The organism is Arthrobacter sp. CJL-S3, assembly GCF_056711635.1.
In genome coordinates this window covers 2,344,034-2,368,927 of record NZ_CM160046.1, presented here as the reverse complement: position 1 = coordinate 2,368,927, position 24,894 = coordinate 2,344,034, and the positions used below count along the sequence as shown (strand labels likewise).

At 67.7% G+C, this 24,894-nt stretch carries 25 protein-coding genes; 15 read left to right on the top strand and 10 right to left on the bottom strand.

Annotated elements, in window-relative coordinates; genetic code table 11:
* Nucleotides 1-18: 18 nt before the first annotated feature.
* The 3 genes from AC06G6_RS10730 to AC06G6_RS10720 form a co-directional block, all read right to left on the bottom strand.
* On the bottom strand, nt 19-654 hold the full coding sequence (locus AC06G6_RS10730; protein WP_479821859.1) for a hypothetical protein: 636 nt from the start codon (nt 652-654) through the stop codon (nt 19-21).
* 117 nt (nt 655-771) lie between these two features.
* A complete protein-coding gene (locus AC06G6_RS10725) occupies nt 772-2,502 on the bottom strand; it encodes a DUF349 domain-containing protein (RefSeq protein WP_479821856.1) in 1,731 nt (576 codons plus the stop codon).
* Between the two features lie 61 nt (nt 2,503-2,563).
* The gene (locus AC06G6_RS10720; protein ID WP_479821854.1) at nt 2,564-3,364 is read right to left on the bottom strand and encodes a peptidylprolyl isomerase; all 801 of its coding nucleotides are present in this window, start codon (nt 3,362-3,364) and stop codon (nt 2,564-2,566) included.
* A gap of 259 nt (nt 3,365-3,623) precedes the next feature.
* Here AC06G6_RS10720 and hisS point away from each other — a divergent pair, with 259 nt between their 5' ends.
* Nucleotides 3,624-4,991: a histidine--tRNA ligase gene (gene hisS, locus AC06G6_RS10715; RefSeq protein WP_479821852.1), complete on the top strand. Its 1,368-nt coding sequence runs from the start codon at nt 3,624-3,626 to the stop codon at nt 4,989-4,991.
* Here the strand turns inward: hisS and AC06G6_RS10710 are convergent.
* Nucleotides 4,988-6,289: an APC family permease gene (locus tag AC06G6_RS10710; RefSeq protein ID WP_479821850.1), complete on the bottom strand. Its 1,302-nt coding sequence runs from the start codon at nt 6,287-6,289 to the stop codon at nt 4,988-4,990. The genes hisS and AC06G6_RS10710 overlap by 4 nt on opposite strands.
* 107 nt (nt 6,290-6,396) lie before the next feature.
* On the opposite strand from AC06G6_RS10710, the gene aspS reads away from it, so the two are divergent.
* Complete coding sequence (gene aspS, locus AC06G6_RS10705; RefSeq protein ID WP_479821847.1) at nt 6,397-8,178, top strand: aspartate--tRNA ligase; 1,782 nt, start codon at nt 6,397-6,399, stop codon at nt 8,176-8,178.
* A 112-nt stretch (nt 8,179-8,290) separates the two neighbouring features.
* Nucleotides 8,291-9,070 (top strand): GNAT family N-acetyltransferase, encoded by a 780-nt coding sequence (locus AC06G6_RS10700; protein ID WP_479821845.1) that lies wholly within the window; start codon nt 8,291-8,293, stop codon nt 9,068-9,070.
* Between the two features lie 76 nt (nt 9,071-9,146).
* Here the strand turns inward: AC06G6_RS10700 and AC06G6_RS10695 are convergent, their stop codons facing one another.
* Both AC06G6_RS10695 and AC06G6_RS10690 read right to left on the bottom strand, forming a co-directional pair.
* Entirely contained in the window at nt 9,147-9,803 is a 657-nt protein-coding gene (locus AC06G6_RS10695; RefSeq protein ID WP_479821843.1) for a class I SAM-dependent DNA methyltransferase, read from the bottom strand.
* Between the two features lie 25 nt (nt 9,804-9,828).
* On the bottom strand, nt 9,829-10,410 hold the full coding sequence (locus AC06G6_RS10690) for a P-loop NTPase family protein (protein ID WP_479821841.1): 582 nt from the start codon (nt 10,408-10,410) through the stop codon (nt 9,829-9,831).
* 73 nt (nt 10,411-10,483) lie between these two features.
* Here AC06G6_RS10690 and AC06G6_RS10685 point away from each other — a divergent pair, with 73 nt between their 5' ends.
* Nucleotides 10,484-11,200 carry an ASCH domain-containing protein gene (locus AC06G6_RS10685; protein WP_479821839.1) on the top strand — a complete coding sequence of 239 codons (717 nt, stop codon included), beginning with the start codon at nt 10,484-10,486 and terminating at the stop codon, nt 11,198-11,200.
* A gap of 16 nt (nt 11,201-11,216) precedes the next feature.
* Here AC06G6_RS10685 and AC06G6_RS10680 read toward each other — a convergent pair whose 3' ends face one another.
* Nucleotides 11,217-11,876 carry a phosphotransferase gene (locus tag AC06G6_RS10680; RefSeq protein ID WP_479821837.1) on the bottom strand — a complete coding sequence of 220 codons (660 nt, stop codon included), beginning with the start codon at nt 11,874-11,876 and terminating at the stop codon, nt 11,217-11,219.
* Nucleotides 11,877-12,222: 346 nt separating this feature from the next.
* Here AC06G6_RS10680 and AC06G6_RS10675 point away from each other — a divergent pair, with 346 nt between their 5' ends.
* Together AC06G6_RS10675 and AC06G6_RS10670 are read left to right on the top strand one after the other, a co-directional pair.
* A complete protein-coding gene (locus tag AC06G6_RS10675) occupies nt 12,223-12,456 on the top strand; it encodes a hypothetical protein (RefSeq protein WP_479821835.1) in 234 nt (77 codons plus the stop codon).
* Nucleotides 12,457-12,545: 89 nt separating this feature from the next.
* A complete protein-coding gene (locus AC06G6_RS10670) occupies nt 12,546-13,145 on the top strand; it encodes a hypothetical protein (RefSeq protein WP_479821833.1) in 600 nt (199 codons plus the stop codon).
* A gap of 67 nt (nt 13,146-13,212) precedes the next feature.
* Here AC06G6_RS10670 and AC06G6_RS10665 read toward each other — a convergent pair whose 3' ends face one another.
* From AC06G6_RS10665 to AC06G6_RS10655, 3 genes are all read right to left on the bottom strand, one after another.
* A complete protein-coding gene (locus AC06G6_RS10665) occupies nt 13,213-13,398 on the bottom strand; it encodes a CsbD family protein (RefSeq protein WP_479821831.1) in 186 nt (61 codons plus the stop codon).
* A 117-nt stretch (nt 13,399-13,515) separates the two neighbouring features.
* Nucleotides 13,516-14,307 (bottom strand): ZIP family metal transporter, encoded by a 792-nt coding sequence (locus AC06G6_RS10660; protein ID WP_479821829.1) that lies wholly within the window; start codon nt 14,305-14,307, stop codon nt 13,516-13,518.
* A gap of 60 nt (nt 14,308-14,367) precedes the next feature.
* Nucleotides 14,368-15,015: an acVLRF1 family peptidyl-tRNA hydrolase gene (locus AC06G6_RS10655; protein WP_479821827.1), complete on the bottom strand. Its 648-nt coding sequence runs from the start codon at nt 15,013-15,015 to the stop codon at nt 14,368-14,370.
* Nucleotides 15,016-15,074: 59 nt separating this feature from the next.
* Between AC06G6_RS10655 and AC06G6_RS10650 the strand changes: the two genes are divergently transcribed.
* The 9 genes from AC06G6_RS10650 to AC06G6_RS10610 all read left to right on the top strand — a co-directional run bounded on the left by AC06G6_RS10650 (nt 15,075) and on the right by AC06G6_RS10610 (nt 24,884).
* A complete protein-coding gene (locus AC06G6_RS10650) occupies nt 15,075-16,526 on the top strand; it encodes a replication-associated recombination protein A (protein WP_479821825.1) in 1,452 nt (483 codons plus the stop codon).
* Nucleotides 16,527-16,737: 211 nt separating this feature from the next.
* Nucleotides 16,738-17,136, top strand: coding sequence for a cupin domain-containing protein (locus AC06G6_RS10645; RefSeq protein WP_479821823.1), 399 nt, complete (start codon nt 16,738-16,740; stop codon nt 17,134-17,136).
* A 206-nt stretch (nt 17,137-17,342) separates the two neighbouring features.
* Complete coding sequence (gene rpsD / locus AC06G6_RS10640; protein ID WP_282383458.1) at nt 17,343-17,969, top strand: 30S ribosomal protein S4; 627 nt, start codon at nt 17,343-17,345, stop codon at nt 17,967-17,969.
* Between the two features lie 145 nt (nt 17,970-18,114).
* Entirely contained in the window at nt 18,115-18,489 is a 375-nt protein-coding gene (locus tag AC06G6_RS10635; RefSeq protein WP_282383455.1) for a DUF948 domain-containing protein, read from the top strand.
* A 20-nt stretch (nt 18,490-18,509) separates the two neighbouring features.
* Nucleotides 18,510-18,776, top strand: a complete 267-nt coding sequence (locus AC06G6_RS10630) for a DUF6167 family protein (protein WP_307465325.1) — start codon at nt 18,510-18,512, stop codon at nt 18,774-18,776.
* A gap of 158 nt (nt 18,777-18,934) precedes the next feature.
* Nucleotides 18,935-21,613 (top strand): alanine--tRNA ligase, encoded by a 2,679-nt coding sequence (gene alaS, locus AC06G6_RS10625; RefSeq protein ID WP_479821820.1) that lies wholly within the window; start codon nt 18,935-18,937, stop codon nt 21,611-21,613.
* Between the two features lie 10 nt (nt 21,614-21,623).
* Complete coding sequence (gene ruvX, locus AC06G6_RS10620) at nt 21,624-22,238, top strand: Holliday junction resolvase RuvX (RefSeq protein WP_479821818.1); 615 nt, start codon at nt 21,624-21,626, stop codon at nt 22,236-22,238.
* Nucleotides 22,219-23,964 (top strand): endolytic transglycosylase MltG, encoded by a 1,746-nt coding sequence (mltG, locus tag AC06G6_RS10615; protein WP_479821816.1) that lies wholly within the window; start codon nt 22,219-22,221, stop codon nt 23,962-23,964. Before ruvX ends, mltG begins: the two co-directional genes overlap by 20 nt.
* Nucleotides 23,961-24,884 (top strand): shikimate dehydrogenase, encoded by a 924-nt coding sequence (locus AC06G6_RS10610; protein ID WP_479821814.1) that lies wholly within the window; start codon nt 23,961-23,963, stop codon nt 24,882-24,884. The genes mltG and AC06G6_RS10610 overlap by 4 nt, the downstream gene beginning before the upstream one ends.
* The last annotated feature ends 10 nt before the right edge of the window (nt 24,885-24,894 follow it).

Below are 24,894 nucleotides of genomic sequence, written 5' to 3'. Positions count from 1 at the left end.
ACGGCCCTTGGTGCGGCGCTAAGGGGCCGGGCCCGCCCCCAGCTGTTCGAGCTTCGCCAGGGCCGCCTTCCTGTAGGGCATCCCCGGGGTGGCTTCAATGGCCTGCATGAGCAGCCGCAGCCTCAGGCCCAGCTCGGGCGCACCCAGCAGCGCCCGCAGGGCCGGCACCGCCCGCGCCTGTTCCACATGCAGGGCGATGTCCACTGAGGTCCGCAGCGGGCTCGAGACCATCAGCCCGCCCAGGCTCACGACGTCGAAGGGGCCCAGACGCACCTCATGGAAAGTGCAGCAGCGGGTGGAGCGCAGACTCGAAATCCGTCGGTTGGCGTCCACCAGCATGGCGAGCCGGTCCGGTTCGGCGGCACAGCCATAAATCCAGGCTGCCGTCATCCGGCCCGCGACGACCCGCTGGCGGATGGCGGGACTAACCAGGATGGACGCCGCACGGGCCCGGAGCTGCGGGGTGGCCCGTGTACCCGGCGGCAGGTAGCCGCGCTGGTACAGCTGCGTCAGTACGCCGTCGGACGCCATCGCCTGTAGCTCGGGCCAGGAGAACGGTGCCCCGGGGCAGTACATCTCGGGCAGAGGCAGGTCGGGCGGAGCCGGCTTGGGCGGGGCTGACTCGGGCGGGGGCGGGCCGTGAAGAATGACCATTTAGCCATCCTGTCCGCTCCCCGGCGCAGCAAACAGGCCCCGACCCGGTGATGTGGATAACCGGTGCGGGGCCTGCCGCGGCCTGCTTCGTAAAGCCGGGCGCTGTGGCGCTTGCTGCTAGGAGAGCTCGCTCGCAGACTTCTCGAGCTGTTCCAGCCAGGCCTCACGGGCCTCCAGGGCTTCTTTGGCAGCCTTGATCTTCCGCTCGTCGCCGGCTTTCTCGGCCTTGGCCAGGTCGTCCCTGAGTCCCGCGATGGCCGACTCCAGCTGCGTCAATGCGCTGTTGGTGCGTGCCTTCGTCTCCGGGTTCGAGCGCTTCCAGTTCTCGTCCTCGGCGTTGCGGACGGCGTCTTCGACCTTCCGCAGCCCGGCTTCGACACGCCCCATATCGGCGCGGGGAACCTTGCCGGCTTCTTCCCAGCGGTCACGAATGGACTGGAGCGCCTTCTTTGTTGCGGCGAGGTCCTTGATGGGAAGCAGTTCGTTGGCTTCCACGAGCAGGGCTTCCTTGACCACCAGATTGGCGCCGTATTCCTGGTCGATCTCGTCGTTGGCTGCCTGCCGGTTGGTGAAGAAGACGTCCTGCGCGGCCCGGAACCGGGCCCAGAGGGCGTCGTCGTCCTTGCGGCTGGCGCGCGGTGACGCCTTCCACTCGTCCATCAGACGGCGGTATTCACCGGCGGCAAAGCCCCAGTCGGTCGAGGTCGACAGGGCCTCGGCCTCGGTGATCAGCTTCTCCTTGGCGGCCTTGGCTGCCGAGTTGGTGCTGTCCAGCTGGGAGAAGTACGCGCGGCGGTGCCGGTCAAAGACGGTACGGGCGGCACGGAAACGCTTCCAGAGGGCGTCCTCGTTGCTGCGCCCGAGCCGGACACCGCTCTTCTGCGCGGTCTTCCAGCTCTCGAACAGCTCGTTCATCCGGGCGCTGGAGGTCTTCCACTGGATCTGGGCAGGGTCGTGGCCCGCGATCTCCTCGGCTTCTGCCACGATTGCCTCGCGGGCTGCCAGTTCGGCGGCGCGGACGGCTTCGTGTTCGGCCTTCTCGGCTTTTTCGAGCTCAGAAATCTGCGTCGCCAGCTTGTCCAGGCGGGCTTCGGCGGAGCGGAGGTCGCCCACCATGTTGCGCTCGGCGAGCTGCTCCCGCAGGTGGGTGACGGTCTTCTGCATGTCCGTGGCGGGGGCCTTGGAGCTCACGCGCTGTTCCAGCAGAACGATCTGCGCCACGACGTCGTCGTACTTCCGGGCGAAGTAGCCCAGGGCTTCGTCATCGCTGACGCCGGGGTACTGGCCGACGGGATGTTCCTCGCCGTCCACGGTCAGGAACACGTGGCCGTCGCCCTCGACGCGGCCCCAGCGTGCGGCTTCGGCCAGCGACGCGGCAGAGGACACGGTGGCCGGTGCGGCCGCCGGAGCTGCCGGGGAGGGCTTGGACTTCGGCCGGGCGGCGAACGCTGCCGGTGACGGAGCCGGACGCGGCGCGGCGGGGGCCTCCGGTGCGGCCGGAGCCTCGGGTGCGGCTGCAGCAGCGGGTGCCTCGGATACCTCAGCGGCGGCCGGAGCCTCGGGAGCCTCAGTGGCTTCCGGAGACTCGGTTACCTCAGCGGCGGCCGGAGCCTCCGGTGCGACTTCCTCGGCCGGAGCCTCAGCGGCGGCAGGAGCCTCGGGTGCGGCCTCGGCCGTCGCGGCTTCCGCTTCGGGCTCGGGTGCCGTCTCCGGCACCGTGCTGTTGGGAGTGTCTGTCGCCTGTGCCGGGCCCTGTTCTGTGCCTTGTTCTACGAACTCGGCCTCAGCTTCGGTCTCGTTGGCAGCTGCTGCTGACACTGTTTCGTCGGATTTCTGACTGTCTGTCACCGCTAGAAGTCTTTCGCTTGGAGGGAAATACCGGGGCCGCGGCCACAAGGACAACGGCTGGTTACTTCAGAGAGAACGAGTCTATCGTGACTGGTTCCGCAGGGGCGCCGTCTGTGGCGTTATCACCCGGTTTTAGTCCCGCGGCCGCAATATTGGTCACCACATCCAGTCCCGAGGTCACCTTCCCCACGACGGTGTAACCGCCGGCGGCGTCGGCCGGGATGACGGTGTCCTTGTACACAATGAAGAACTGGGTGCCGTTGCCGTAGGCGTTCCCGCCGCTGCGGGCGACGGCGATGGTTCCGGCCGGGTAGTTGTTGTCCGGCGGGGTGTTCTCCAGCGGGCCCCAGGTGAAACTCGGGTCACTGCTGCCGTCGCCGGCCTTGGAACCGCACTGCAGCACGCCGAACGTCTCGGCGGTGGTGAGCCGGTGGCAGTTGAGCCCGGCGTAGAAGTTCTGGTCCGCGAGGGACTTGAAGACGGCGGCCGCCTGGGGTGCATTGGTGCCGTCCAGTTCGACGCCGAGCGTGCCGCTGTTGAGCTTGAGTTCGCCGGTGAAGGTCTGCCCGGCGGCCGTTTCAGGCTTCGGGATGTTGTCGGCGTTGCTGGGGGAGGGCGACGGCGTGGCCGAGGGTGTGGTCAGCCCGGCCTGGGCGGCGGCGTATTCGTCCTCGGTGGGGTTGGAGGAGAAGACCGTCAGTTGCAGCACCAGCGCAACGACGACGGCGGCGGTTCCTGCGCTAACGGCGAGGATGTTGTCGCGCCTGCGGCGCTTGTCCTGCTCCTTGCGCAGCTCACGCTTCGCCTCCATTTGCTGGACGCGCCGCTTGGCTTCGCGGGCGCTCCGTGAACTGGCCGCCAAAAGTCCTCCTGGGTGTAGGGCCGAAACCGGGGCGGCGCGTGGGCGCCGTCGCGTGTTCAGCGGTAAAGCTGCCGGCAGCCGGGGGCGTGGCCGGCCGCATTAGAAGTTGCGGGCGCGGAACGCATAAACTGACTGCCGCACACAGTTTATGCATGACCGGCCTGTCTGCCGCCCATCTGATCCCCGTTTCGGACGGCCGTTTCGGCCGCAGCGCGGCGCAGGAGACTCCGGCCGGTTTTACCTGAGGAGAAAATCCACCATGGCACGCACCGCCTCCCTGTCCGGATTCCCCGAGTGGCTTCCCGAGGAGCGGCTGGTGGAGCTGCATGTGCTGGACACGCTGCGCCGGGTCTTTGAACTCCATGGTTTTTCCTCCATTGAAACCCGCGCGGTGGAGACGGTCGGACAGCTGCTCCGCAAGGGCGAGATCGACAAAGAGGTCTACGGGCTGAGCCGGCTCCAGGAGGACGACGAAAGCGCCACAGGCACCGCAGCCGGCGCCGCCAAGTCTCACAAAGGCGATCCGCACGCCCTGGCGCTGCACTTTGACCTCACCGTGCCGTTCGCCCGGTACGTCGTTGAAAACGCCGGCTACCTCGCTTTCCCGTTCCGCCGCTACCAGATCCAGAAGGTCTGGCGCGGCGAGCGTCCGCAGGAAGGCCGTGCCCGCGAGTTCACCCAGGCCGACATCGACATTGTGGGCGACGGCGAGCTGCCGTTCCGTTACGACGTCGAGATTGCGCTGGTCATCGCCGAAGCCCTGAGTGCCCTGCCGATCCCGGCCTTCCTGCTCCGGATCAATAACCGCAAGCTGGCCGAGGGCTTCTACAACGGCGTAGGGCTCACCGACACCGCCGGCGTGCTGCGCAGCATCGACAAGCTCGAGAAGATCGGCCCGGCCAAGGTGGCTGAGCTGCTGAAGACCGAGCTCGGAGCCACCGACGAGCAGGCCCAGGCCGCCCTGAAGCTGGCCTCGATCCGTACCGAGGACACCTCCTTCGTGGAGCAGGTCCGCGCCCTCGGGGTCAGCAACGAACTCCTTGAGGAGGGCCTGACCGAACTGGAGCAGGTCATTGCCGCAGCCGTCCAGCGGGCGCCCGGCAAGGTCGTCGCTGACCTCAGCATCGCCCGCGGCCTGGACTACTACACCGGCACCGTGGTCGAAACCATCCTGGTGGGCCACGAACAGCTCGGCTCGATCTGCTCCGGCGGGCGCTACGACGCCCTCGCCAGCAAGGGCAACCGCAAGTTCCCCGGCGTCGGCCTCTCCATCGGCGTGACCCGGCTGGTCTCCCGGATCCTCAGCCAGGACCTCGCGAAGGCAACACGGTCCGTGCCGACCGCCGTGCTGGTAGCGCTCAACAGCGATGACAGCTGGGGCGCCGCGCAGGACGTCGCCGCGGAGCTGCGCAGCCGCGGGATCGCCTCCGAGGTGGCGGCCAAGGCCGAGAAGTTCGGCAAGCAGATCAAGTACGCGGACCGCCGCGGCATCCCCTTTGTCTGGTTCACCGACGACGACGGCAAGCACCAGGTCAAGGACATCCGCTCCGGCGAACAGGTCGACGCCGATCCGGCCACCTGGGCTCCGGTCGCGGAGGACCTGCACGTCCGGGTCCTGAAGGCCTAGGCGGCGGCTTTCCGGCGCCGCAACCGAAGCCGCAGCACCACAAAGCGCCCGGCAACGCCGACGGCCAGCACCGCCGCCATGCCCAGCACCGAGGCCGGCGGCAGGGTCACGGCCAGGATCAGGCAGCCGAGGAAGCCCAGCACGTTGAGCCAGCGCGGGGCATGCCAGGGACGCGCGGACAGCGTGAAGGCGGCGGCATTCGTCACCGAGTAGTAGATCAGCACGCCGAAGCTGGAGAAGCCCACGACCGTCAGCACGTTGGTGGTCAGCAGCAGCACGATGACGGCGGCCGCGACGGTCAGTTCGGCGAGGAACGGAACCGTATGCGCGCCGCCCACCCGGGCGAGCGGGGACGGCAGGTCACGTTCCCGCGCCATCGCCATCGCGGTCCGGCCCACTCCCGTGATCAGTGCCAGCAGCGCGCCGAGGCACGCGGCGGCCGCGCCGGCCTGCACGAACGGAGCACCGGCGCTGAGCTGTGAGCTGGTGACGGCGTCGAGCAGCGGCGCCGTCGAGCCGGCCAGCTGTTCCGCCGGCAGGTGCCACTGCAGCAGCAGCGCCATCCCGAGGTAAATGACGAACGCCGCGGCCAGGGCCGCGAGAATGGCCCGCGGGATGGTGCGGGTCGGGTCCTTGACCTCTTCGCCCAGCGTCGCGATCCGGGCGTACCCGGCGAAGGCAAAGAACATCAGTCCCGCCGCCGGGAGCACACCCCAGGCGCCCGCCGCGGCGGCGCCGGCGGCACCGTCCGATGCAGGATGCGGTCCCAGAATCGACGCCGCCGCCACGAACGCGAGGGTGGCAAGCACCACGGCCAGCAGGATCCGGGTCAGCAGGGCCGTCCGGGTGATCCCGAGCAGGTTCACGCCGGTCAGGACCACAACGGCGGCCACCGCCAGCGGCGTCGCGAATTCCGGGGCCACATAGTGGCCGAACGTCAGGGCCATCGCCGCGCAGGAGGCAGTCTTTCCGGTCACGAAGCCCCAGCCCGCGATGAAGCCCGGCCATTCGCCCAGCCGTTTCCGCCCGTAGACGTACGTGCCGCCGCTGGAGGGGTACTGGGCGGCCAGCTGGGCCGAGGCCACCGCATTGCAGTACGCGATCACGCCGGCCAGGGCCACCGCGGCGGCCAGCAGGGGACCGGCCAGGGCAGCGGCGGGCGCGAAGACCACAAACACTCCGGCGCCCAGCATGGAGCCGAGCCCGATCGCCGTCGAATCCAGGACGCCCAGGCGGCGCTGCAGCTGCCCGGGTGTGCGCCGGTCAGGGGAGGGCGTGCTCTGATGCCGGCTTGCCATGGCGGGAGGTGCCTTTCCAACGGGTAAACTCGAACGGGATCGTTCCAGTAGCGATCCTATTGAACATGAGTTTTGATTTCCCTCTGTCTTCTTCAGAAAGGCGTGCTGTGCTGCGCACACATGACCTCGGATCCCTTCGCTCCGAGCACATTGGACAAACCGTAACCCTCGCCGGCTGGGTCGGCCGGCGTCGTGACCACGGTGGTGTCGCCTTCGTTGACCTGCGCGACGCCACGGGGGTGTCCCAGGTGGTCGTCCGTGAAGAGGAAGTCTTCCACGGGCTGCGCAACGAGTACGTGCTGCAGGTCATCGGCACCGTTTCCCGGCGCCCCGAGGGCAACGAGAATCCGGCGCTGGCCACCGGCGAGATCGAGGTCATGGCCGAGAAGGTCACCATCCTCAACACCTCCGAGCCGCTGCCGTTCCAGATCGACGAGCACGTCGAAGTCGGCGAGGAAGCCCGCCTCAAGCACCGCTACCTGGACCTGCGCCGCCCCGGCCCCGCCCGCAACATGCGCCTGCGCTCCGAGGCCAACCGTGTGGCCCGCGAACTGCTCCACCAGGACGGCTACGTCGAGATCGAAACCCCGACGCTGACGCGCTCGACGCCGGAAGGCGCCCGCGACTTCGTGGTTCCCGCGCGCCTGGCGCCGGGTTCCTGGTACGCGCTGCCGCAGTCCCCGCAGCTGTTCAAGCAGCTCCTGCAGGTCGGCGGTTTCGAAAAGTACTACCAGATCGCCCGCTGCTACCGCGATGAGGACTTCCGCGCGGACCGGCAGCCGGAGTTCACCCAGCTCGACATCGAAGCCAGCTTCGTCGAGCAGGATGACATCATCCGGCTCGGCGAAAGCATCGTCAAGGCACTGTGGAAGCTGATCGACGTCGAGATCCCGACGCCCATCCAGCGGATCACCTACCACGACGCGATGGCCCGCTACGGTTCGGACAAGCCGGACCTGCGCTTCGGCCTGGAACTCACCGAGCTGACCGAGTTCTTCAAGGACACCAACTTCGGCGTCTTCAAGGCACCCTACGTCGGCGCCGTCGTTATGCCGGGCGGAGCCTCCCAGGCCCGCCGCGCCCTCGATGCCTGGCAGGAATGGGCCAAGCAGCGCGGCGCGAAGGGCCTGGCCTACGTCCTGTTCAAGGAAGACGGCGAACTCGCCGGCCCCGTGGCCAAGAACCTGACCGACACCGAGCGCGCCGGACTGGCCGAGGCCGTTGGCGCGAAGCCGGGCGACTGCATCTTCTTCGCCGCCGGCGAGAAGTCACCGTCCCGCGCGCTGCTGGGTGCCGCCCGCGTGGAGATCGGCCACCGCACGGGCCTCATCAACCCGAGTGACTGGGCCTTCTGCTGGGTGGTCGACGCCCCGATGTTCGAACCGGCCGCAGCGGCCGTCGCGTCCGGCGACGTCGCTGTCGGCGCCGGACAGTGGACCGCCGTGCACCACGCGTTCACCTCGCCCAAGCCCGAGTTCATGGACAGCTTCGACAAGGATCCCGAATCAGCGCTGTCCTACGCCTACGACATCGTCTGCAACGGCAACGAAATCGGCGGCGGCTCCATCCGTATCCACCAGAGCGACATCCAGGAACGGGTCTTCGAACTGATGGGCCTGGACAAGGCGGATGCGCAGACCAAGTTCGGCTTCCTGCTCGAGGGCTTCAAGTTCGGCGCGCCTCCCCACGGCGGCATCGCGTTCGGCTGGGACCGTGTGGTCGCGCTGCTGGCCGGCGTGGAGTCCATCCGCGACGTCATCGCGTTCCCGAAGTCCGGCGGCGGCTTCGACCCGCTGACCCAGGCGCCTGCCCCGATCACGGCGCAGCAGCGCAAGGAAGCCGGCGTGGACTTCAAACCGGAAGCCAAAAAGGCGGACGGCACCAAGTAGCCTGACATGATCAGCAGCAAAGGCTCTCCGGGCAACCGGGGAGCCTTTGCTGTTGCTGTCCCGGACCTCCTCCCGGGACATACCGGACGATGTGCCCGACGGAAGGGGCCCGATGGAGCAGGAACCGATGACCAGGCTCGAGGAACTGATGGACGCCGCATGGTCTGCCGCCGAGCGGGAGGAGTCCGGCGGCTGGGTGCTCCGCGCCGCCTCCGGCGTGACGCAGCGGGCCAACTCCGTCTGGCCCCGCGAACCCGGAGCGGACCCCCACAGGCTGCTCGCGGCGCTCCGGGAGGCGCGCCTCTGGTACCGGAACCGCCGGCTGCCGCTGATCTTCCAGGTCTTCGAGGACCCGCGATATGTGCCGCTCAACGCCGTACTGGATGAAGAGGGGTTCACCCGGCAGTCCGAGACCCTGGTGCTGGTACGGGACGGCGGCACTGATTCCCCGGGCACAGACAGCGGCGTCGAAATCTCCGCCGAGCCCTCCCGGGAGTGGCTGCGGCTCTGGTGGAGCGTGGACGGCCGCGGCGACGACACCGCCCTCGCCTCCGCCCGCGGGATCCTCGAACGCTGCCCCTCGCTGTACGCCCTCGTGCGGGACGACGACGGCCGGCCCGCCGCCGTCGGACGCCTTGCCCTTCCGCCGGGCGGGACAGGCGGGCTGTACTGCATGGCGACCCGCCCGGATGCCCGGCGGAACGGCCACGCCGCGCGGATTCTGCAGGCCCTGCTGCGCGCAGGGGGAGCCCGGGGCCTCAGTGGCTACTGGCTCCTGGTGATGGCCTCCAACGCCGGCGCCCGGGAACTCTACGCCCGCGCCGGTTTCCAGGAAGCCGGCCGGTACCTCTACCGGCAGGAACGGCCCAAGCGGCACCTGACCGGCTGCTGAGACAGGCAGCACCGAACAGCAGGGCGCCGTGCGGACCACGGCGGCCTGGCACTGACGCCCGGAATTTCCGGCGGGGCTATACCTCCGTGGCCGGCCGCCGGGCAAGAAGGACCGCCTGCGGCGTCTTTTCATGCGCACGTGCCTGGCGAGTCATTTGAGCGGTCACGGTGAAGCCGGCGCCGGTCAGGTGCCCGGCGATGAGCCCCGGTGTAAAGAGGTGGGCCTCCAGCGACACGTCGTGCCCGTAGGCGCGGGAGAGATGCCGGCGGCCCTCGCCGACCTGGAAGCCGAGCAGTGTATGACCCCCGGGCGCCAGGACGCGGAAGAACTCGGCAAAGATCCGGGGGAGATCCTCGGGCGGCGTATGAATGATCGAGTACCAGGCGAAGACTCCGCCCAGCTGCGTGTCCGCATATGGAAGTTCCGACAGCTCGGCAACCTCAAAGGGGATCCCCGGCGATGTCCTGCGGGCGACGGCAATCATTCCGGCGGACAGATCGATCCCTGAAACAGCCACACCCAGCGACGCCAGCAACCGGGTCATGCGGCCTGTGCCGCAGCCGGCGTCGACGACCGGACGGGCCGGTCCCTCGGTCACATGTCTGACGAACGCGTCGATCATGCCGCGGTCCGTCGGTGCTTCAAAGCCGGCGTCCGGGAGCAGGCTCGCGTAGCTGTCCGCCACCACGTCATATGTCGACCGAACGCTGTCGAGACGAGTATCAGCAGTCATCTGGACAGGCTAACCGCTTCCTTCGTCAGTCAGGTGCGTCCGCGCCGGTGGCGCAGGTCAGCGGCCCGGTCAGCCATGCTTCAGCTTCCCGTGGCGAACGCAGCCGCACAACGACCAGGTCCGGGTGGTCATGGATGAGGCGGGGCACTGCCGCCGTGTAATTCCGCCTGGACCTGATGGCCCAGCGCACGATGTGTTCACGATCGGTCAGGACCGTCCGCAGCGGGGCTTCGATGTTGCCGTTCCACAGCTCTTCCCGGCTCAGCCGCCGGCGGATGGTGCGCCGGACGAGCCGGGGGAGCGTGACGCGCACAAAGGGAAAATCGAGCCAGACCAGCAGGTCTGCGTTCCCGGCGAGCAGCGGCCGCGCGTCGTCGTACTGCCACTCGGTGGTCCACGCGTCGGTCCTGATCAGCGATCGGACGTCGCCGAGAAACCCGGGTCGGGGCGTCCACGCCGGTCCGTGGAAGAGCGCGTCGATCTCTGTGTGCGGACCTCCCGTGAGGGCGGCGATTCGCCCGGCAAGTGTTGTCTTGCCCACTCCCGATACCCCGGCCACGAGCACCCGCCTCGGCGGATGCGGAAGCGGGTCTGTGTGAGAACGCATGGGTAGAGCTTAGGCAGAAGGGTCCCGCGCCGCGGTCCGCGACTCGGGCGGGAGCCCGTGCGAGGATGATCCGGTGTTGTATGCCAACGAACAGCGTGTGCTCGACGCTGCAAACGAACTTGTAGGTCGGATCGGTGACAACCCGAACCACACTGTCGCAGCCGCCGCCATGGACACGGAAGGACGAATCTTCACCGGCACAAACGTCTACCACTTCACCGGTGGCCCGTGCGCCGAACTTGTCGTTCTCGGGGCAGCGGCCACGGCCGGCGCCGGGCCACTGACAACCATGGTGGCGGTCGGCAACGACGACAGGGGTGTCCTGGCGCCCTGCGGACGCTGCCGGCAGACCCTCCTCGATCTTCACCCGGACTGTTTCGTCGTCGTGCCCACGTCGGACGGGGTGGACTGCAGGCCAATCCACGAACTGTTGCCGTTCACCTACCGCTACCCCGGGGCCGCAGCCGAACGGTTCGTCCGCTTCAACAGCGCCTACTTTGAGCCCATCCGATCCGGACTGAAGACAGCAACCACCCGGTATCACGACCCCGTTGACATAGGACCTGCACTTTTCATCTTCGAAGACAACGATGGATACCGCCGTCTGCACGGAGTGATTGACGAGGTTGAACAGGTCCGATTCGACGCACTGACACCGGAGCACGCGGAGATTGAAGGGGCCTCATCACTGGAAGCTCTGCTCAAGGGACTGAGACGCCACTACCCTCACATTGCCGACACCGCACTGGTGACGGTAGCGCGCTTCCATCTGCAGGGGGCTTCCAGCTAGGCAGCCGCTGTGCCGGCTATCCAGCCTGGGTGACGAACGCGGAAACTGCGTCGCGATCGCGACGGTACATGGCGGAATGGTCGAGGAAGTCCGTTCGGCCCGTGACCGCAGCGCGCCTGTCCGTGAATTCGGCCAGTTCGTTCAGCCGGGCCACAAGGGTTTCATAGACACTGCGGTGCTCAAAGGGAAAGCCGTAGGCCCTGATCAAGTCATCAAGCCGGGAGCGCCTCGCGTCGGCGCCGGGGGCTGTGTCCCCGCCGTTTTCGCCTAAGGGAACCAGCCGGTACGCCAAGTAGGCGAAGTCCCAAACTCTTGGTCCAGGCGAGGCAGTGTCAAAGTCGATGAGGGCCGCCAGCCGTCCGTCCCGGAAAACCATGTTGTACGGCGCGGTGTCGTTATGGCACACGACCTCCGCCGGGTGGTGGGTCGGCAATTGCCACCTGAGGTCCGCCCGGGCAAGGCCAACGCTGGCGTCGTGGATACGTCGCAGCAACGCCCCTGCGTCGTGCAGGATCGACCCGGCCCAGACCCACTGCGGCAGCGGGTAGTGCGCAGCCTCGCCCGGAATGAAGGTGAGGACCTCCCGCCCACGTTCGTCCAGGCCGAGGGGCTCGGGGACCTCGTTGACGCCCTCGGCCCGGACGGCGTCGAGAACGCATGAACGGCGGGCGTCCACGGCCCAGCCGTCCGCCGCACGGTCTGGCCTACTCTCGTCACGAGGGTCGAGTTACCGCCGGCGAGAACCTCTTCATCCGTCATCGGACCAATCTAATGCGCAACCCGCAGTCAGGGACGGCCGATGGTGGGCGTCGGTTATCGGGCCGGATCTGACTGTACACCTCGTCCGGCTCGGGTACGTTGTGCGCCTGTCTGGCCGCTCGTGGGCCGACGGCAGGGGGACAGGGCCTTTCAGCACTGGGAGCCCTGATCCCGGCCGGAGAACAATCGGGTGAAGGGCACACGCCCCCTTTCGGCCAGATTGCCGGACCAGCCGTCGACGGCCACAATTCACGGAGGCTCTCATGAAAGCTGTTATTGCGGAATCCGCGGCCATGATGGCCATCGGTGACGGTGTGCTCGGAGCGTTGTTTCCGGTGCAGCATTCGACCCGGTGGGAATTCGGCCCGGAGCCGTGGCGTAAGAGTATGCGCATGTGGGCCAAGCATCCCGAACTGACGCGGGCAGTGAGTCTTCTGCAGGTCGTTGCGGGCGTGGTTTGGGCCTCGCGCCTCCGTTCAACGCCGACGAAGCGGTAATCCGGCGGGTTGGCTCACCTTTGACGCCGTATGCTCGAATTATCCATTTGATCGAGTAATCGGTGAATCGTTGCATAGGGAGCGAACTTATGAAGTGGAATTCAGCAACGCAGCTGGAGTCGTGGGCGCCGACGCGACAGGCCGCACCCGCGCCGGACCGTCGGCCGGACGGAACGTTCCGGTTCAGCGACCGCTTCATCAAAATGGCCACCACCGTCCTCGTCAGCTTCATGCTGGTTTCGGTCATCGCCGGTTTCGTCCTGGGAGCTCTCAGTGACACTGTCGCCAGGGACGCACGGGATGACCTCGTAACTGCGGCCGGTGCCCTCATCATCGGCGGAATCACGCTCCCCCTCCTGCTGGCAGCGGTTCTCGGCGGCGAGGCGATCCGGGCCGGGGGCGGTTTCATCGGCTTGTTCCTCATTCTGGGCATGCTGGCCGCGGTCGCCGGCGGCACTGAGCTTGGCCAGGAGATGCTCGGCCGGACCTGGACTCCGTGGGCTTTGTGGGGCGGCATCGCACTGATGGCCCTCGCCACTGCGAGCTTCTGGATCGTAGGCTGGATCGCGGGGGTGCCGATGTGGCTGCAGGGCCCCTTCCTGGGCTCGCCACGCGTCATCGTGCGCGGATCGAGCGACAACCCGGCCGATATAGTGCTTCCCAACGACTTGGACGACCGGCGCACTTGAGATCGGGACGGACTCAAGAAAGGTGCAGCTCCCGCCGGGGGAGCCGCACCGTTTCTTTGTCTTCAGGCTAGTCCTTGGAGGCGTCCTTGAACGCGTCCTTGACCTTTTCGCCGGCCTGCTTGACGTCGGCGGCAGCCTGGTCACCTTTGCCTTCAGCCTGCAGTCTCTCGTCTCCTGAGGCCTTACCGGCGGCTTCCTTGCCTTTGCCCGCTAGCTTTTGGGCGGCGTTGCCGAGTTTGTCATCCACTCCCATAGCGTTTCTCCCTACAGTCGGACCGCCGGCGTCTGGCGGCTGGTGACATTATTTTAGTCCCAATTCCGCTAAACGATAAGTAGGCTGACTAAATTGCTGTGCTGCGAGGCATCCGCGTCAACCGAGTGAGAGCACGTAGGAGAGGACGAAGCCCGCAGCCGTGCTCAAGGCGACGGCAGGGCCGCCGTGCTCGAAGGCTTCTGGCATCAGAGTGTCTGCCAGAGAGGCGATGACTGCCCCCGCCGCGAAGGCCAGCGGCAGGGAAACAGTTTTGGGATCCGCCCCCGACAGAGGGCCGGCGCCCAGCACGACGGCGGCCACCAGAAGCACAGCGCAGATAGTCCACAGGCCCATGACGGCCCCCGAGGACCGGCCCTGGCTGCGCATCGAAGCGGCACCCACCAGTGCCTCCGGAAGATTGGAGACGAAGATCGCGGCCAAAAGGGCCAGGCCGCCGGTACCCTCGCCCAAGGCGACGCCCAGGGCCACGTTTTCCGGCACACCGTCGAGTGTCACCGCGGCCAGCAGGGCCATTCCGGCGGCACCACGGGTGGACACCTTGCCCGGCGCTTTTTCAGCGGCGGCGGCATCGGTATCGAGCTTCGCGCTTCCCCGAAACTCGTCAGCGGGAGTCGGATGGGATCCGGGCTGCGCCCACCGGTCCAGAAGCGCGCTCAAGATGGTGAATACCAAAGCACCCGCCAGCAGCCCGAGTGCGGCCCGCACAATGCCGCCGCGTTCGTAAGCGTCCTCGAACAGCTCGAACGTTAGGGCCGTTATCAGTGCCCCGGCAGCGAAGGACAGGAGCATCGCGAGGAACCGCTTGGGCAACTCAAAACGGACTCCCACGAAAGCCCCCGCGATCAGGGCGCTGGAAGCCACCACACCGAAGAGCAGTGCTGTTTCCACACGGTCAGTATAGGAGTCACGTTCTTCGACAACGAGAGCTGTCTCCTGTTATTCCGCCGCTTACGCCGGCGGATCCGTCACCAGAATGCGCACCGCGCACAGGTCCGCGGCGGCCTTCTTCAGCACCGCGGCGCGCGGGTCCGGGACGTCCAGGAACGCGAGCCTCGGCCGGGCGGCGTACTGCTTCAGCACCGGTTCGGCGAGGACCTGGTCGGCCAGGGTCCGGTCGCCGCCGGGCGCCAGATACTCGATCCGGTGATCCGCGAAGATCCGGGCGGCATGGTCCGCCACGGCCTCCACCAGGGCATCGGCCTGGTTCGCCCGCCGCCGGGCAAAGCGCTGCTGGGACCAGCCTCCGGCCGCCGTCCGGGACTGGACATGCCGAGTGCCTGTCTTGGACGCGAGAACCGCCCCGCCGCTGACCACCGCCACGGAATACCCTCCGCGCCGGACCAGAACGGCCCCAATGCTCCGCGGCTGGGACGCGAGGGAGGCGAGGCGGGCGACGGCGTCGCTGCCGCGCCCCGGACGGCCGTCCACGGGCCACGGCGCCTGCAGCAGCGCCACGGCCCCGTCCGCGGCACTTAGCTGCAGCCCGCCGTCGAGCTCCTCCTCGCTGAGGGGGCCGTGGCTCGCGGCGAAGCGCTCCACCCAGCCCGGCAGCCGGGCACCGGAGACGAACGCCACACGGGTCTCGGTGGTTGTCATGGCGCGGTCTCCGTTGTGAGGGTGTCGGGGCTGGCGGGAACTAGAAGTAGCCTATCTATGTGGATGATCTCTTTGGCGCAGGACGGGACAGCGGCGGCGCTATCGAGGACGACGGCGACGCCGAGGAATCGGGGGCGGCCCGCGCCGCCTCGCCGCGCAGCCCGCTCGCCGTCCGGATGCGGCCGCGGACCCTCGATGACGTCGTCGGACAGCAGCATCTCCTCGGACAGGGCTCGCCGCTGCGCCAGCTCGCCGCCGGCACGGACGCCACCGGCCCCGCAGGTCCCAGTTCGCTGATTCTCTGGGGGCCTCCCGGCACCGGCAAAACCACGCTCGCCCACGTCATCGCCAAGGGCCCCGGACGGAAATTCGTCGAACTCTCCGCCATCACCGCCGGCGTCAAGGACGTCCGCCGCGTCATGGACGAGGCCCTCACCGCCCGCGACCTCTTCAAGACCACCACCGTGCTGTTCCTGGACGAGATCCACCGCTTCAACAAAGCCCAGCAGGACGCGCTGCTGCCCGGCGTCGAGAACCGGTGGGTGGTCCTGGTCGCCGCGACCACCGAAAACCCGTCCTTCTCCGTCGTCTCCCCGCTGCTCTCCCGGTCCCTGCTGCTGACCCTCAAACCGCTTACCGACGCCGACGTCGAGGGCCTGCTGCTGCGGGCCGCCGCCGACGCCCGCGGGCTCGGCGGCAAGGTCGAACTCAGCGACGACGCCCTGGCGCACCTGGTCCGGCTCTCCGGCGGGGACGCCCGCCGGGCGCTGACCGCGCTCGAAGCGGCGGCCGGCGTCGCCTTCGGGGACGCGGACGACACCGACGCAGTCGGAGCAGCCACAGTCGGAGCAGTCGCAGCCGCCGGGGAAGCTCCGATGAAGATCGAACTTAAACACACGGAGCGTGCCCTCGACGTTGCGTCCGTGCGCTATGACCGCGCCGGCGACCAGCACTACGACGTCGCCAGTGCCTTCATCAAGTCGATCCGGGGATCCGACGTCGACGCGGCCCTGCACTACCTCGCCCGGATGCTCGAAGCCGGGGAGGACCCGAAATTCGTGGCCCGCCGCATCGTCATCTCCGCGGCCGAGGACGTGGGAATGGCTGATCCGACGGCGCTGCAGACCGCCGTGGCCGCCGCCCAGGCCGTCCAGCTGATCGGCATGCCCGAGGGCCGCATCATCCTGGCCGAGGCCGTCGTCCACCTCGCCACCGCACCCAAATCCAACGCCGCCTACATGGGCATCAACCAGGCCATCGCCGACGTCCGCGCCGGGCTGGGCAACGGCATTCCCGCCCACCTGCGCGATGCCCACTACCCGGGATCCAAACAGCTGGGCCACGGGCAGGGCTACAAGTACGCCCATGACGCGCCGCACTCGGTGGCCACGCAGCAGTACCCGCCGGACGACCTCGTGGGGCGCAACTACTACGAGCCGACCGCCAACGGCGCCGAACGGGACATCTCCACACGGCTGGAGCGGCTGCGCAGGATCATCCGGGGCAAGTGACCGGCGGGCCCGGAAAGTGGACGTTGACTTCGCGCCCTCGAGGTCTAACGTGGACTTAAGTCAGCAAGGACCTGCTGAACGTGCGTGCCTGGTGGGGACAGCAGCACATATTGCCGGCTCTTCGCTTCCCGGACCCAGGTTGGCGGCCGGCACGTCAATAGTCTGTCTACATGTAAGGCTTCGTTGCCCAAGTCACAAGGTCGTGCATCCCATGCCCGTCAATTTCGTCACTGCCCTGGCCGTTAAGTCCTTTGACCTGCCGGACAAGAAACGGTGCCCGGACAACGCCGAATTCGATCTCGTCACCGTGAACGACTATTCCGTGGCGCGCCTGATCCTCGGCCCGGGCTGGCGGTGGTCCCAGTCCATCCGACCCTTTGAACAGACCGAGCTCTGTGAACACCACCATCTGGGGTTCTGCATCTCGGGGGAGATGGAAGTGGAATCCTCTGACGGGCTGCGTTCAACGATCCGCGCCAACGATACCTACGCGATTCCGCCCGGCCATGACGAATGGGTTGCCGGCACCGCCCCGTTCGTGGCGGTCGAATTCCTGGGCGCGGCATCGTTCGGGCGCCGCGGCGGGCGGGGCATGCATGTCAGGACCTGACTGTCCGCCGGCCCCGACATGGTAGGGTTGTTCGTTGTCTGGCAAGGCACGGACGCACAATCCACTTGATTTCAGCATTGCACGCTGTTGCGATGCTCATCTGATGGGTTTGCCCTGTGCCCAGTAGCAAAAGGCAGCGGTTGGCCGATGCTCTCCATCGTGGAGGCCAGTAACACTGACACACCGCAGATATTGGAAGGACACAAGTGGCTAACAACACTCGTGCTCGCCGTACCGCACGCCTCTCGCGTGCACTCGGCATTGCTCTGACCCCCAAGGCCGCCAAGTACATGGAGCGCCGCCCGTACGGCCCCGGTGAGCATGGCCGTGCCCGCAAGAAGCAGGACTCCGACTACGCCGTACGTCTGCGCGAAAAGCAGCGTCTGCGCGCCCAGTACGGCATCCGCGAAGCCCAGATGACCCGTGCCTTCGAAGAAGCACGCCGCACCAAGGGCCTGACCGGTGAAAACCTGATCGAACTGCTCGAAATGCGTCTCGACGCCCTCGTGCTGCGTGCCGGCTTCGCCCGCACCATCGCCCAGGCCCGCCAGCTGGTTGTCCACCGCCACATCCTGGTCGACGGCATCCGCGTTGACCGCCCGTCGTTCCGCGTCTCTGAGGGCCAGCTGGTCCACGTTCACAGCCGCAGCGAAACCATGCCTCCGTTCCAGGTCGCAGCAGCCGGCGCCCACCGCGACGTCCTGCCGATCGTCCCGGCCTACCTGGACGTCAAGCTTGACGCCCTGCAGGCACGCCTGGTCCGTCGCCCCAAGCGCTCCGAGGTCCCCGTGACCTGCGAAGAGCAGCTCGTCGTGGAATTCTACGCACGCTAGATCCAACGCGACACCTTACAAAGAAGCCCGTGGCACGCGCCGCGGGCTTCTTTGTATGTAAGGTACTTGGGGGACTTCTGCGGTTGCCGGCTGTATCAGCCGGAGGCGCCCGCAGGCACACAACGCAACAAGGAGATGAACGACTATGACTGGTGGCGATATTGCCGGCCTGATCGCGGCCGGGGTGTTTGCACTGCTGGTCCTGCTGCTTGCCGTGCCGATTTTGAAGCTCGGGGGAGTGTTCGACGAAGTGCGGACCTCGATCCGTTCGATCAGCGACGGCGCGACCCCGCTCATGGACGAAGTAACGGCGACCGTCTCCACCACCAACGAGCAGCTGAAGAAGGTCGACGGGATCGCGAACAACGTCTCCGACGCGTCCGCCAACATCTCGGCGCTGTCCTCGCTCATGGCCGCCACGGTAGGTTCTCCACTCATCAAGGTCGCTTCCTTCAGCTACGGCGTGCGGGCGGCCTTCTCTGCCCGTAAAAAGCCCGCTACCGGCCGCCGCAGCCGCTAATCCCCGCTGGAGAACCTGACATGAACAGAATCATCTGGATGGGAATCGGCGTCGCCATCGGCGTCATCGCGTTCCGCAAGATCACCGAGGCGCAGTCCAACCTGGGCCCTGAGGGCCTCAACCGGGCCGTGGGCCGGCTGGCCGACGGCCTGTACGACTTCGCCGACGCCGTCCGCGAAGGCATGAACGAGCGCGAGACCGAACTCCGCTCGGCCCTCGGCATCGATGCCGGCCTGGAAAAGGCCATCGGCCACGGCACTGCCGGCCGGGATGCAGTCCGGCGCTAGCCGGGAGAGAATTGAAGGAGGGCGGCTCCCGCACGAGGGACGCCGCCACGGCCGAAGGCCGGGACCAGACCGTTCCGGCGGACCACAGGCGCAACCGCAGACGCAACAACTGACGCAACAACAGACGCAGTGAATATTGAAGGGTATGTAATCAGCTCATGAAGTCGCAGGAGATCACTAAGCGCTGGATCGACTTTTTTGTCAGCAAGGGCCACACGGCGGTTCCGTCCGCGTCCCTGGTCTCCAGCGACCCTTCCCTGCTGTTCACGGTCGCCGGCATGGTCCCCTTCATCCCGTACCTGACCGCCCGCGAGGAAGCCCCCTACAAGCGCGCCACCAGCGTGCAGAAGTGCATCCGGACCGGCGACATCGAGGAAGTCGGCAAGACCGCCCGCCACGGCACCTTCTTCCAGATGTGCGGCAACTTCTCCTTCGGCGATTACTTCAAGGAAGACGCCATCAAGTTCGCGTGGGAACTGCTCACCACCGGCGTTGACGACGGCGGCTACGGCCTCCCGCCGGAGCGCCTCTGGGTCACCGTCTACGAAGAGGACGACGAGGCCGAGCAGCTCTGGCTCAAGAACACCGGCATGCCCGCCGAGCGGATCCAGCGGATGGGCAAGGCGGACAACTACTGGTCCACCGGCCAGCCCGGCCCGGCCGGCCCCTGCTCCGAGATCTACTACGACCGCGGCCCCGCCTACGGTGTCGAGGGCGGCCCGATCGCGGACGAGAACCGCTACGTGGAAATCTGGAACCTCGTGTTCATGCAGTACCAGATCGACAACGTCCGCTCGAAGGTGGACTTTGACATCACGGGCGAACTGCCCAAGAAGAACATCGACACCGGCCTGGGCATGGAACGTCTCGCGATGATCCTCCAGGATGTCGAGAACATGTACGAGACCGACCAGGTCCGCCCCGTCATTGACCGGGCCGCGGCGCTCTCCGGCCGGGAATACACCTCCGCCGAGTCCCCCCAGGACCCGCACCACACCGACGACGTCCGGATGCGCGTCGTCGCCGACCACATCCGTTCCTCCCTCATGCTGATCGCCGACGGCGTCACCCCCTCCAACGAGGGCCGCGGCTATGTGCTGCGCCGCCTGATCCGTCGCGCCGTGCGCTCCATGCGCCTGCTCGGCGTCGAAAAGGCGTGCCTGCCGGAACTGCTGCCGGCGTCCCGCGACGCCATGAAGGGCGTCTACCCGATCGTGGAGACGGACTTCGACCGGATCAGCCGGATCGCGTACGCCGAGGAGAAGGCGTTCCTGCGCACCATCGCCTCCGGCACGGCCCGCCTCGAGGACGCCGTCAAGGAGTCCCAGGCCGCCGGCCGGCCGCTCTCCGGCGCCGACGCCTTCGCCCTGCATGACACCTACGGCTTCCCGATCGACCTCACCCTCGAAATGGCCGAAGAAGCCGGACTGAAGGTCGACGAACCCGAGTTCCGCAAGCTCATGCTCGAACAGCGCCAGCGCGCCCAGGCCGACGCCAAGGGCAAGAAGGGGTCCCACGCGGATCTCAGCGCCTTCCAGGAGCTGCTGTCCGCCGGCGAGACCGTCTTCACCGGCTACACCGAACTCACGGGCGAGTCCAAGGTCCGCGGCATCCTCTCCTCCGGCCGCAAGGTATCGCAGGCCTCCACAGGCGACGAGATCGAGCTCGTCCTGGCCGAGACCCCGTTCTACGCCGAAGCCGGCGGCCAGGCCGCGGACACCGGACTGATCACCGGCGACGGCTTCGTCGTCGAGGTCCTGGACGTCCAGCGCCCGGTCAAGGGCCTGAGTGTGCACAAGGCCATCGTCCGGGAAGGCGAAATCGGCGCCGACTCCCTCGTCCAGGCCGCCGTGGACCGGGAACGACGGCACGCCGCCGAACAGGCCCACACCGGGACCCACATCGTGCACGCGGCCCTGCACCAGATCCTCGGCCCGGAAGCGCTGCAGCGCGGCTCCTTCAACAAGGCCGGCTACCTGCGCTTCGACTTCGCCTGGGGTGAAGGCCTGAGCCCGGCCACCCGCTCGGAAATCGAAGAAGTCTCCAACATCGCCATCCGCAACAACTACCGGGTGGAGACCAAGATCATGGGGCTCGCCGAGGCCAAGGCCCTCGGCGCCATGGCACTCTTCGGCGAGAACTACGGCAACGAAGTCCGCGTCGTGGAGATCGACGGCGCCTGGTCCCGTGAGCTCTGCGGCGGCACACACGTCGAAAACACCTCGCTGATCGGCAGCCTGTCCCTGCTCGGGGAGCAGTCAGTCGGGTCGGGAAACCGCCGCGTCGAGGCCTTCGTCGGCATGGACGCCTTCCGGCACCTAGCCGCCGAACGCGCCCTGGTGACCGAACTCACCGAGATGCTCAAGGTTCCCTCGGGCCTGCTCGCGGACCGGATCGCCACCACGCTGACCAAACTCAAAACCGCCGAAAAGGAACTCGAACGCCTGCGCAAGGAGCAGCTCACGGCCGCAGCCGCGCAGCTCGCGGGCACCGCCAAGGACGCCGCCGGCGTCAAGGTCATCGCGCACGACGCCGGCCAGGTCAGCGGCGCGGATGACCTCCGCGGCCTGGCCCTGGACCTGCGCACCCGTCTCGGCTCCGAGCCGGCCGCCGTCGCCGTCGCCGGTGTCAGCAACGACCGCCCCGTGATCCTGATCGCCACCAACGAAGCTGCCCGGGCAGCCGGGGTCAACGCAGGCGCCCTGGTGCGCCTCGCCGCCGGCATCCTCGGCGGCGGCGGCGGCGGCAAGGACGACGTCGCCCAGGGCGGCGGCACGGACGCCAGCAAGGTCGGCGCCGCCCTCGCGGCCGTCGTGGACGCCATTACCCGGCGATAACGGACGACCCGTGAACGAAGCTGCCGTGCCCGGCGACTACCCCCAGGGCGTCAAGCTCGGGGTAGACGTCGGCACCGTCAGGGTCGGCGTGGCCGTCTGCGACCGTGACGGCATCCTGGCGACGCCCCTGCGCACCCTGGAACGGAACGCGAAAAAGAACACCGACGTCCGGATCCTCGCGGCCCTGGCCGAGGAACTCGGCGCCGTGGAGATTATTGTCGGCCTGCCGCGGACGATGAAGGGCGAGGAACATGCCTCCGCCCGGATGGCCACGGACTATGCAAAACTACTGGCGGGTAAACTGGGGGAGTGCGGGTCCGACATTCCGGTCCGGCTGGTTGACGAGCGCCTGAGCACGGTGTCGGCCCACCGGAGCCTGCACGAAGCTGGCATGAGCAGCCGAAATCACCGTAAAGTAGTTGATCAGGTTGCGGCGGCAGGTATCCTGCAACATGCAATTGATATGCAAAAGGCCAGGGGGACGGAGGTCGGAGTCCGCGTTTACGCGGAGTCCACGCCGGGGCCAACCGGGGATGGCGCTCAGGCCGGTCCGGCACTAGACACGCATTCTGCCCAACGCATTCTGCCTAAAATGGAAGGCTACAGTGAGCCCGGTCAACAGTGACGACTCCTCCGGTGAAGTTTTCGGCGGCGCCGGCCGACCGCTGACCCGTAAAGAGCTCAGGGCCCAACAGAAGGTCCAGGGCACCGAGGGCCAGGACGATATCCCGCCGCAGGCTTTCGAGACCGGCGAGGACGTCCCGTCTGCCGCGACCGGCGCCGGGCACGGTTCCGGCCGCGACGCCGGCGACGCTCGAGACACCGCTGATAATGCCGTCCAGACGCCGCCGATCCAGGCTGCCGATACGCCGGACCGGCCCGCGGCAGCCCCGACCGTGCATGAAGAGCCTGCCCCCGCGGCGCCCGTGCACGAAGAAGCCGTGCACGAAGAGCCGGTGCACGACGAAGCCGTGCACGAAGAAGCCCCGCACCGCGGATCCGTCCACGACGAACCCGAACACGACGAACCCGACCACTACGAACCCGTTCACGCGTACGCCGGCGGTGTTTCCGGCGCGGATGCCGTGCACTACGCCGATGTCCCGCCGGGCCACGACACTTATCACGAACCTCATCACGACGCCGAGGTTCACGACGGCCACGCCGTCCATCCCGACGACGCCCGCTATGTCTCCGACGGCGTCGAAGGTCACCCTGCTGAATACCAAGAGGAAGACGGCCATGTTGTGTTGGCCGGAGGTGCCGCCATCCCTACGTCCAAGGGCCCGTCCAAGAAGGTCCGCCGCCGGCGGCGTTTCCTGGCGCTGCTGCTGACCCTGTCGGTCTTCATTGTGGCCGTCGCCGTCGGCGCGCAGTTCCTCAAGCCCCTCCTCGGCGGGGACACGGCGGCCGACTACCCGGGTCCCGGCACCGGCGAGGTCCTTATCACCGTGCCGCCGGGCGCCGGTCCGAGGTCCGTGGCGACCGAGCTCGAGGACAAGAAAGTGGTGGCGGACGCCGACACGTTCCTGCGGGAATTCGTGGCCTCCGGCGGGGCGCTGGCCCCCGGGGACTTCACCATGCGCAACGAAATGAAGAATTCCGATGCCGTGGCCGTGCTGCTGAACAAGGACCAGGGCAAGGTCATGTACTTCGCGCTGAGCGCCGGGCTGAGGATCGGCGAATCGCTGGAGGCCATCTCCGCGGGCACGGGTGTGCCGGTCGCCCAGCTCAAGGAGCTCAGCGACTCGCCCGCGCAGTTCGGCGTGCCCGCCAAGGCCGCGAACCTCGAAGGCTTCCTCGCGCCCGGCGAGCACCGGTTCCCGCTCGGCACCCCGGCCAAGGACGTGCTGCAGAAGCTCGTGACCACCACCCTGGACGAACTCACCTCCCAGGGCGTCACCGACCCCGCGAAGCAGTACGACGTCGTCACGATCGCGAGCATCGTGCAGGCCGAGGGCGGCCAGGCGGAGTACGGCGATGTGGCAGGTGCGATCTACAACCGCCTCAAGCCGGACAACCTCGAGACGAACGGGCTCATCCAGTCCGACGCCACGGTGACGTACGGGCTCGGCATCAAGAGCTTCCACATCGACGAGGAGCAGAAGGCCGACAAGTCCAACCCGTACAACACCTACGCCAACCAGGGCCTGCCCGTCGGACCCATCGGCTCACCGGGCAAGACCGCGATTGACGCGGCCGCCAAGCCCAAGACGAACGACTACCTCTACTGGGTCACGATCAACCTGGACACCAAGGAGACCCTGTTCTCCAAGACGCTGGCGGAGCACAACACCTACGTGGCCCGCTACAACGCCTGGTGTGAGGAAAACCCCGGACGCTGCGTATGACGCTCCGGGCCGCCGTGCTCGGGCACCCGATCAGCCACTCCAAGTCCCCGGCGCTGCACCGGGCGGCGTACGCCCGCCTGGGCGTCGCGCTGGACTATTCGGCCATTGACGTGACCGAGGACGCGCTGCCGGCCTTTATGGCCCGGGTCCGGGAAGACGTGCGGCAGGGGGAGGGCTGGCGCGGACTGTCGGTCACCATGCCGCTGAAGTCCGGCATGGTCCGCGAGGTGGATGAGGTGCGCGGCGTTGCCCGCACGCTCGGCGTCGTGAACACGGTCGCGTTCGAACCTCCGGCACCGGGAGACAGTGCCGGAACCACCCGCCTGGTCGGCTACAACACCGACGTCGCCGGAATCGTCAACGCGCTCCGCCATGCCGGGGCCGGCTCCGCGCCCACCGCCGTCGTGCTGGGTGGTGGCGGCACCTCGGCCGCTGCGATCGCCGCGCTGAAGGAACTGGGCGCGCCGGACGCCGACATCCTCGTCCGCGATGTCACCCGCGCTGCGGAGGCGCGGGCCGCCGCCGCCGCGATTGGCCTTCCCATCCGCGTCCTTCCCCTGGCCGGGGCTGCTGCCGCCGTCGCCGGGGCCGACGTCGTCATCTCCACGCTGCCGCCCCGGGCCGCGGACGCCCTCGCGGAGGAACTCGCGCAGCTCTTCGCGCGGCGCTCAGCCGCGCCGTCCCCCGAGACAACAGCGGTCAGGCCCGGCGTGCTGCTGGACGTCGCCTACGACCCCTGGCCCAGCCGGATCGCCTCCGCCTGGCAGGAAGCCGGCGGCACCGTTATCCCCGGACTCGAGATGCTCATCTACCAGGCCGTGGAGCAGGTCCGCCACTTCACCGGCCTGGACGAGGCCGTGCCGGCTGAAGTCATAGATGTGATGTGTGACGCAGTCGGGGCACCCCGACGGGTGTTCTAACCGCCTTACA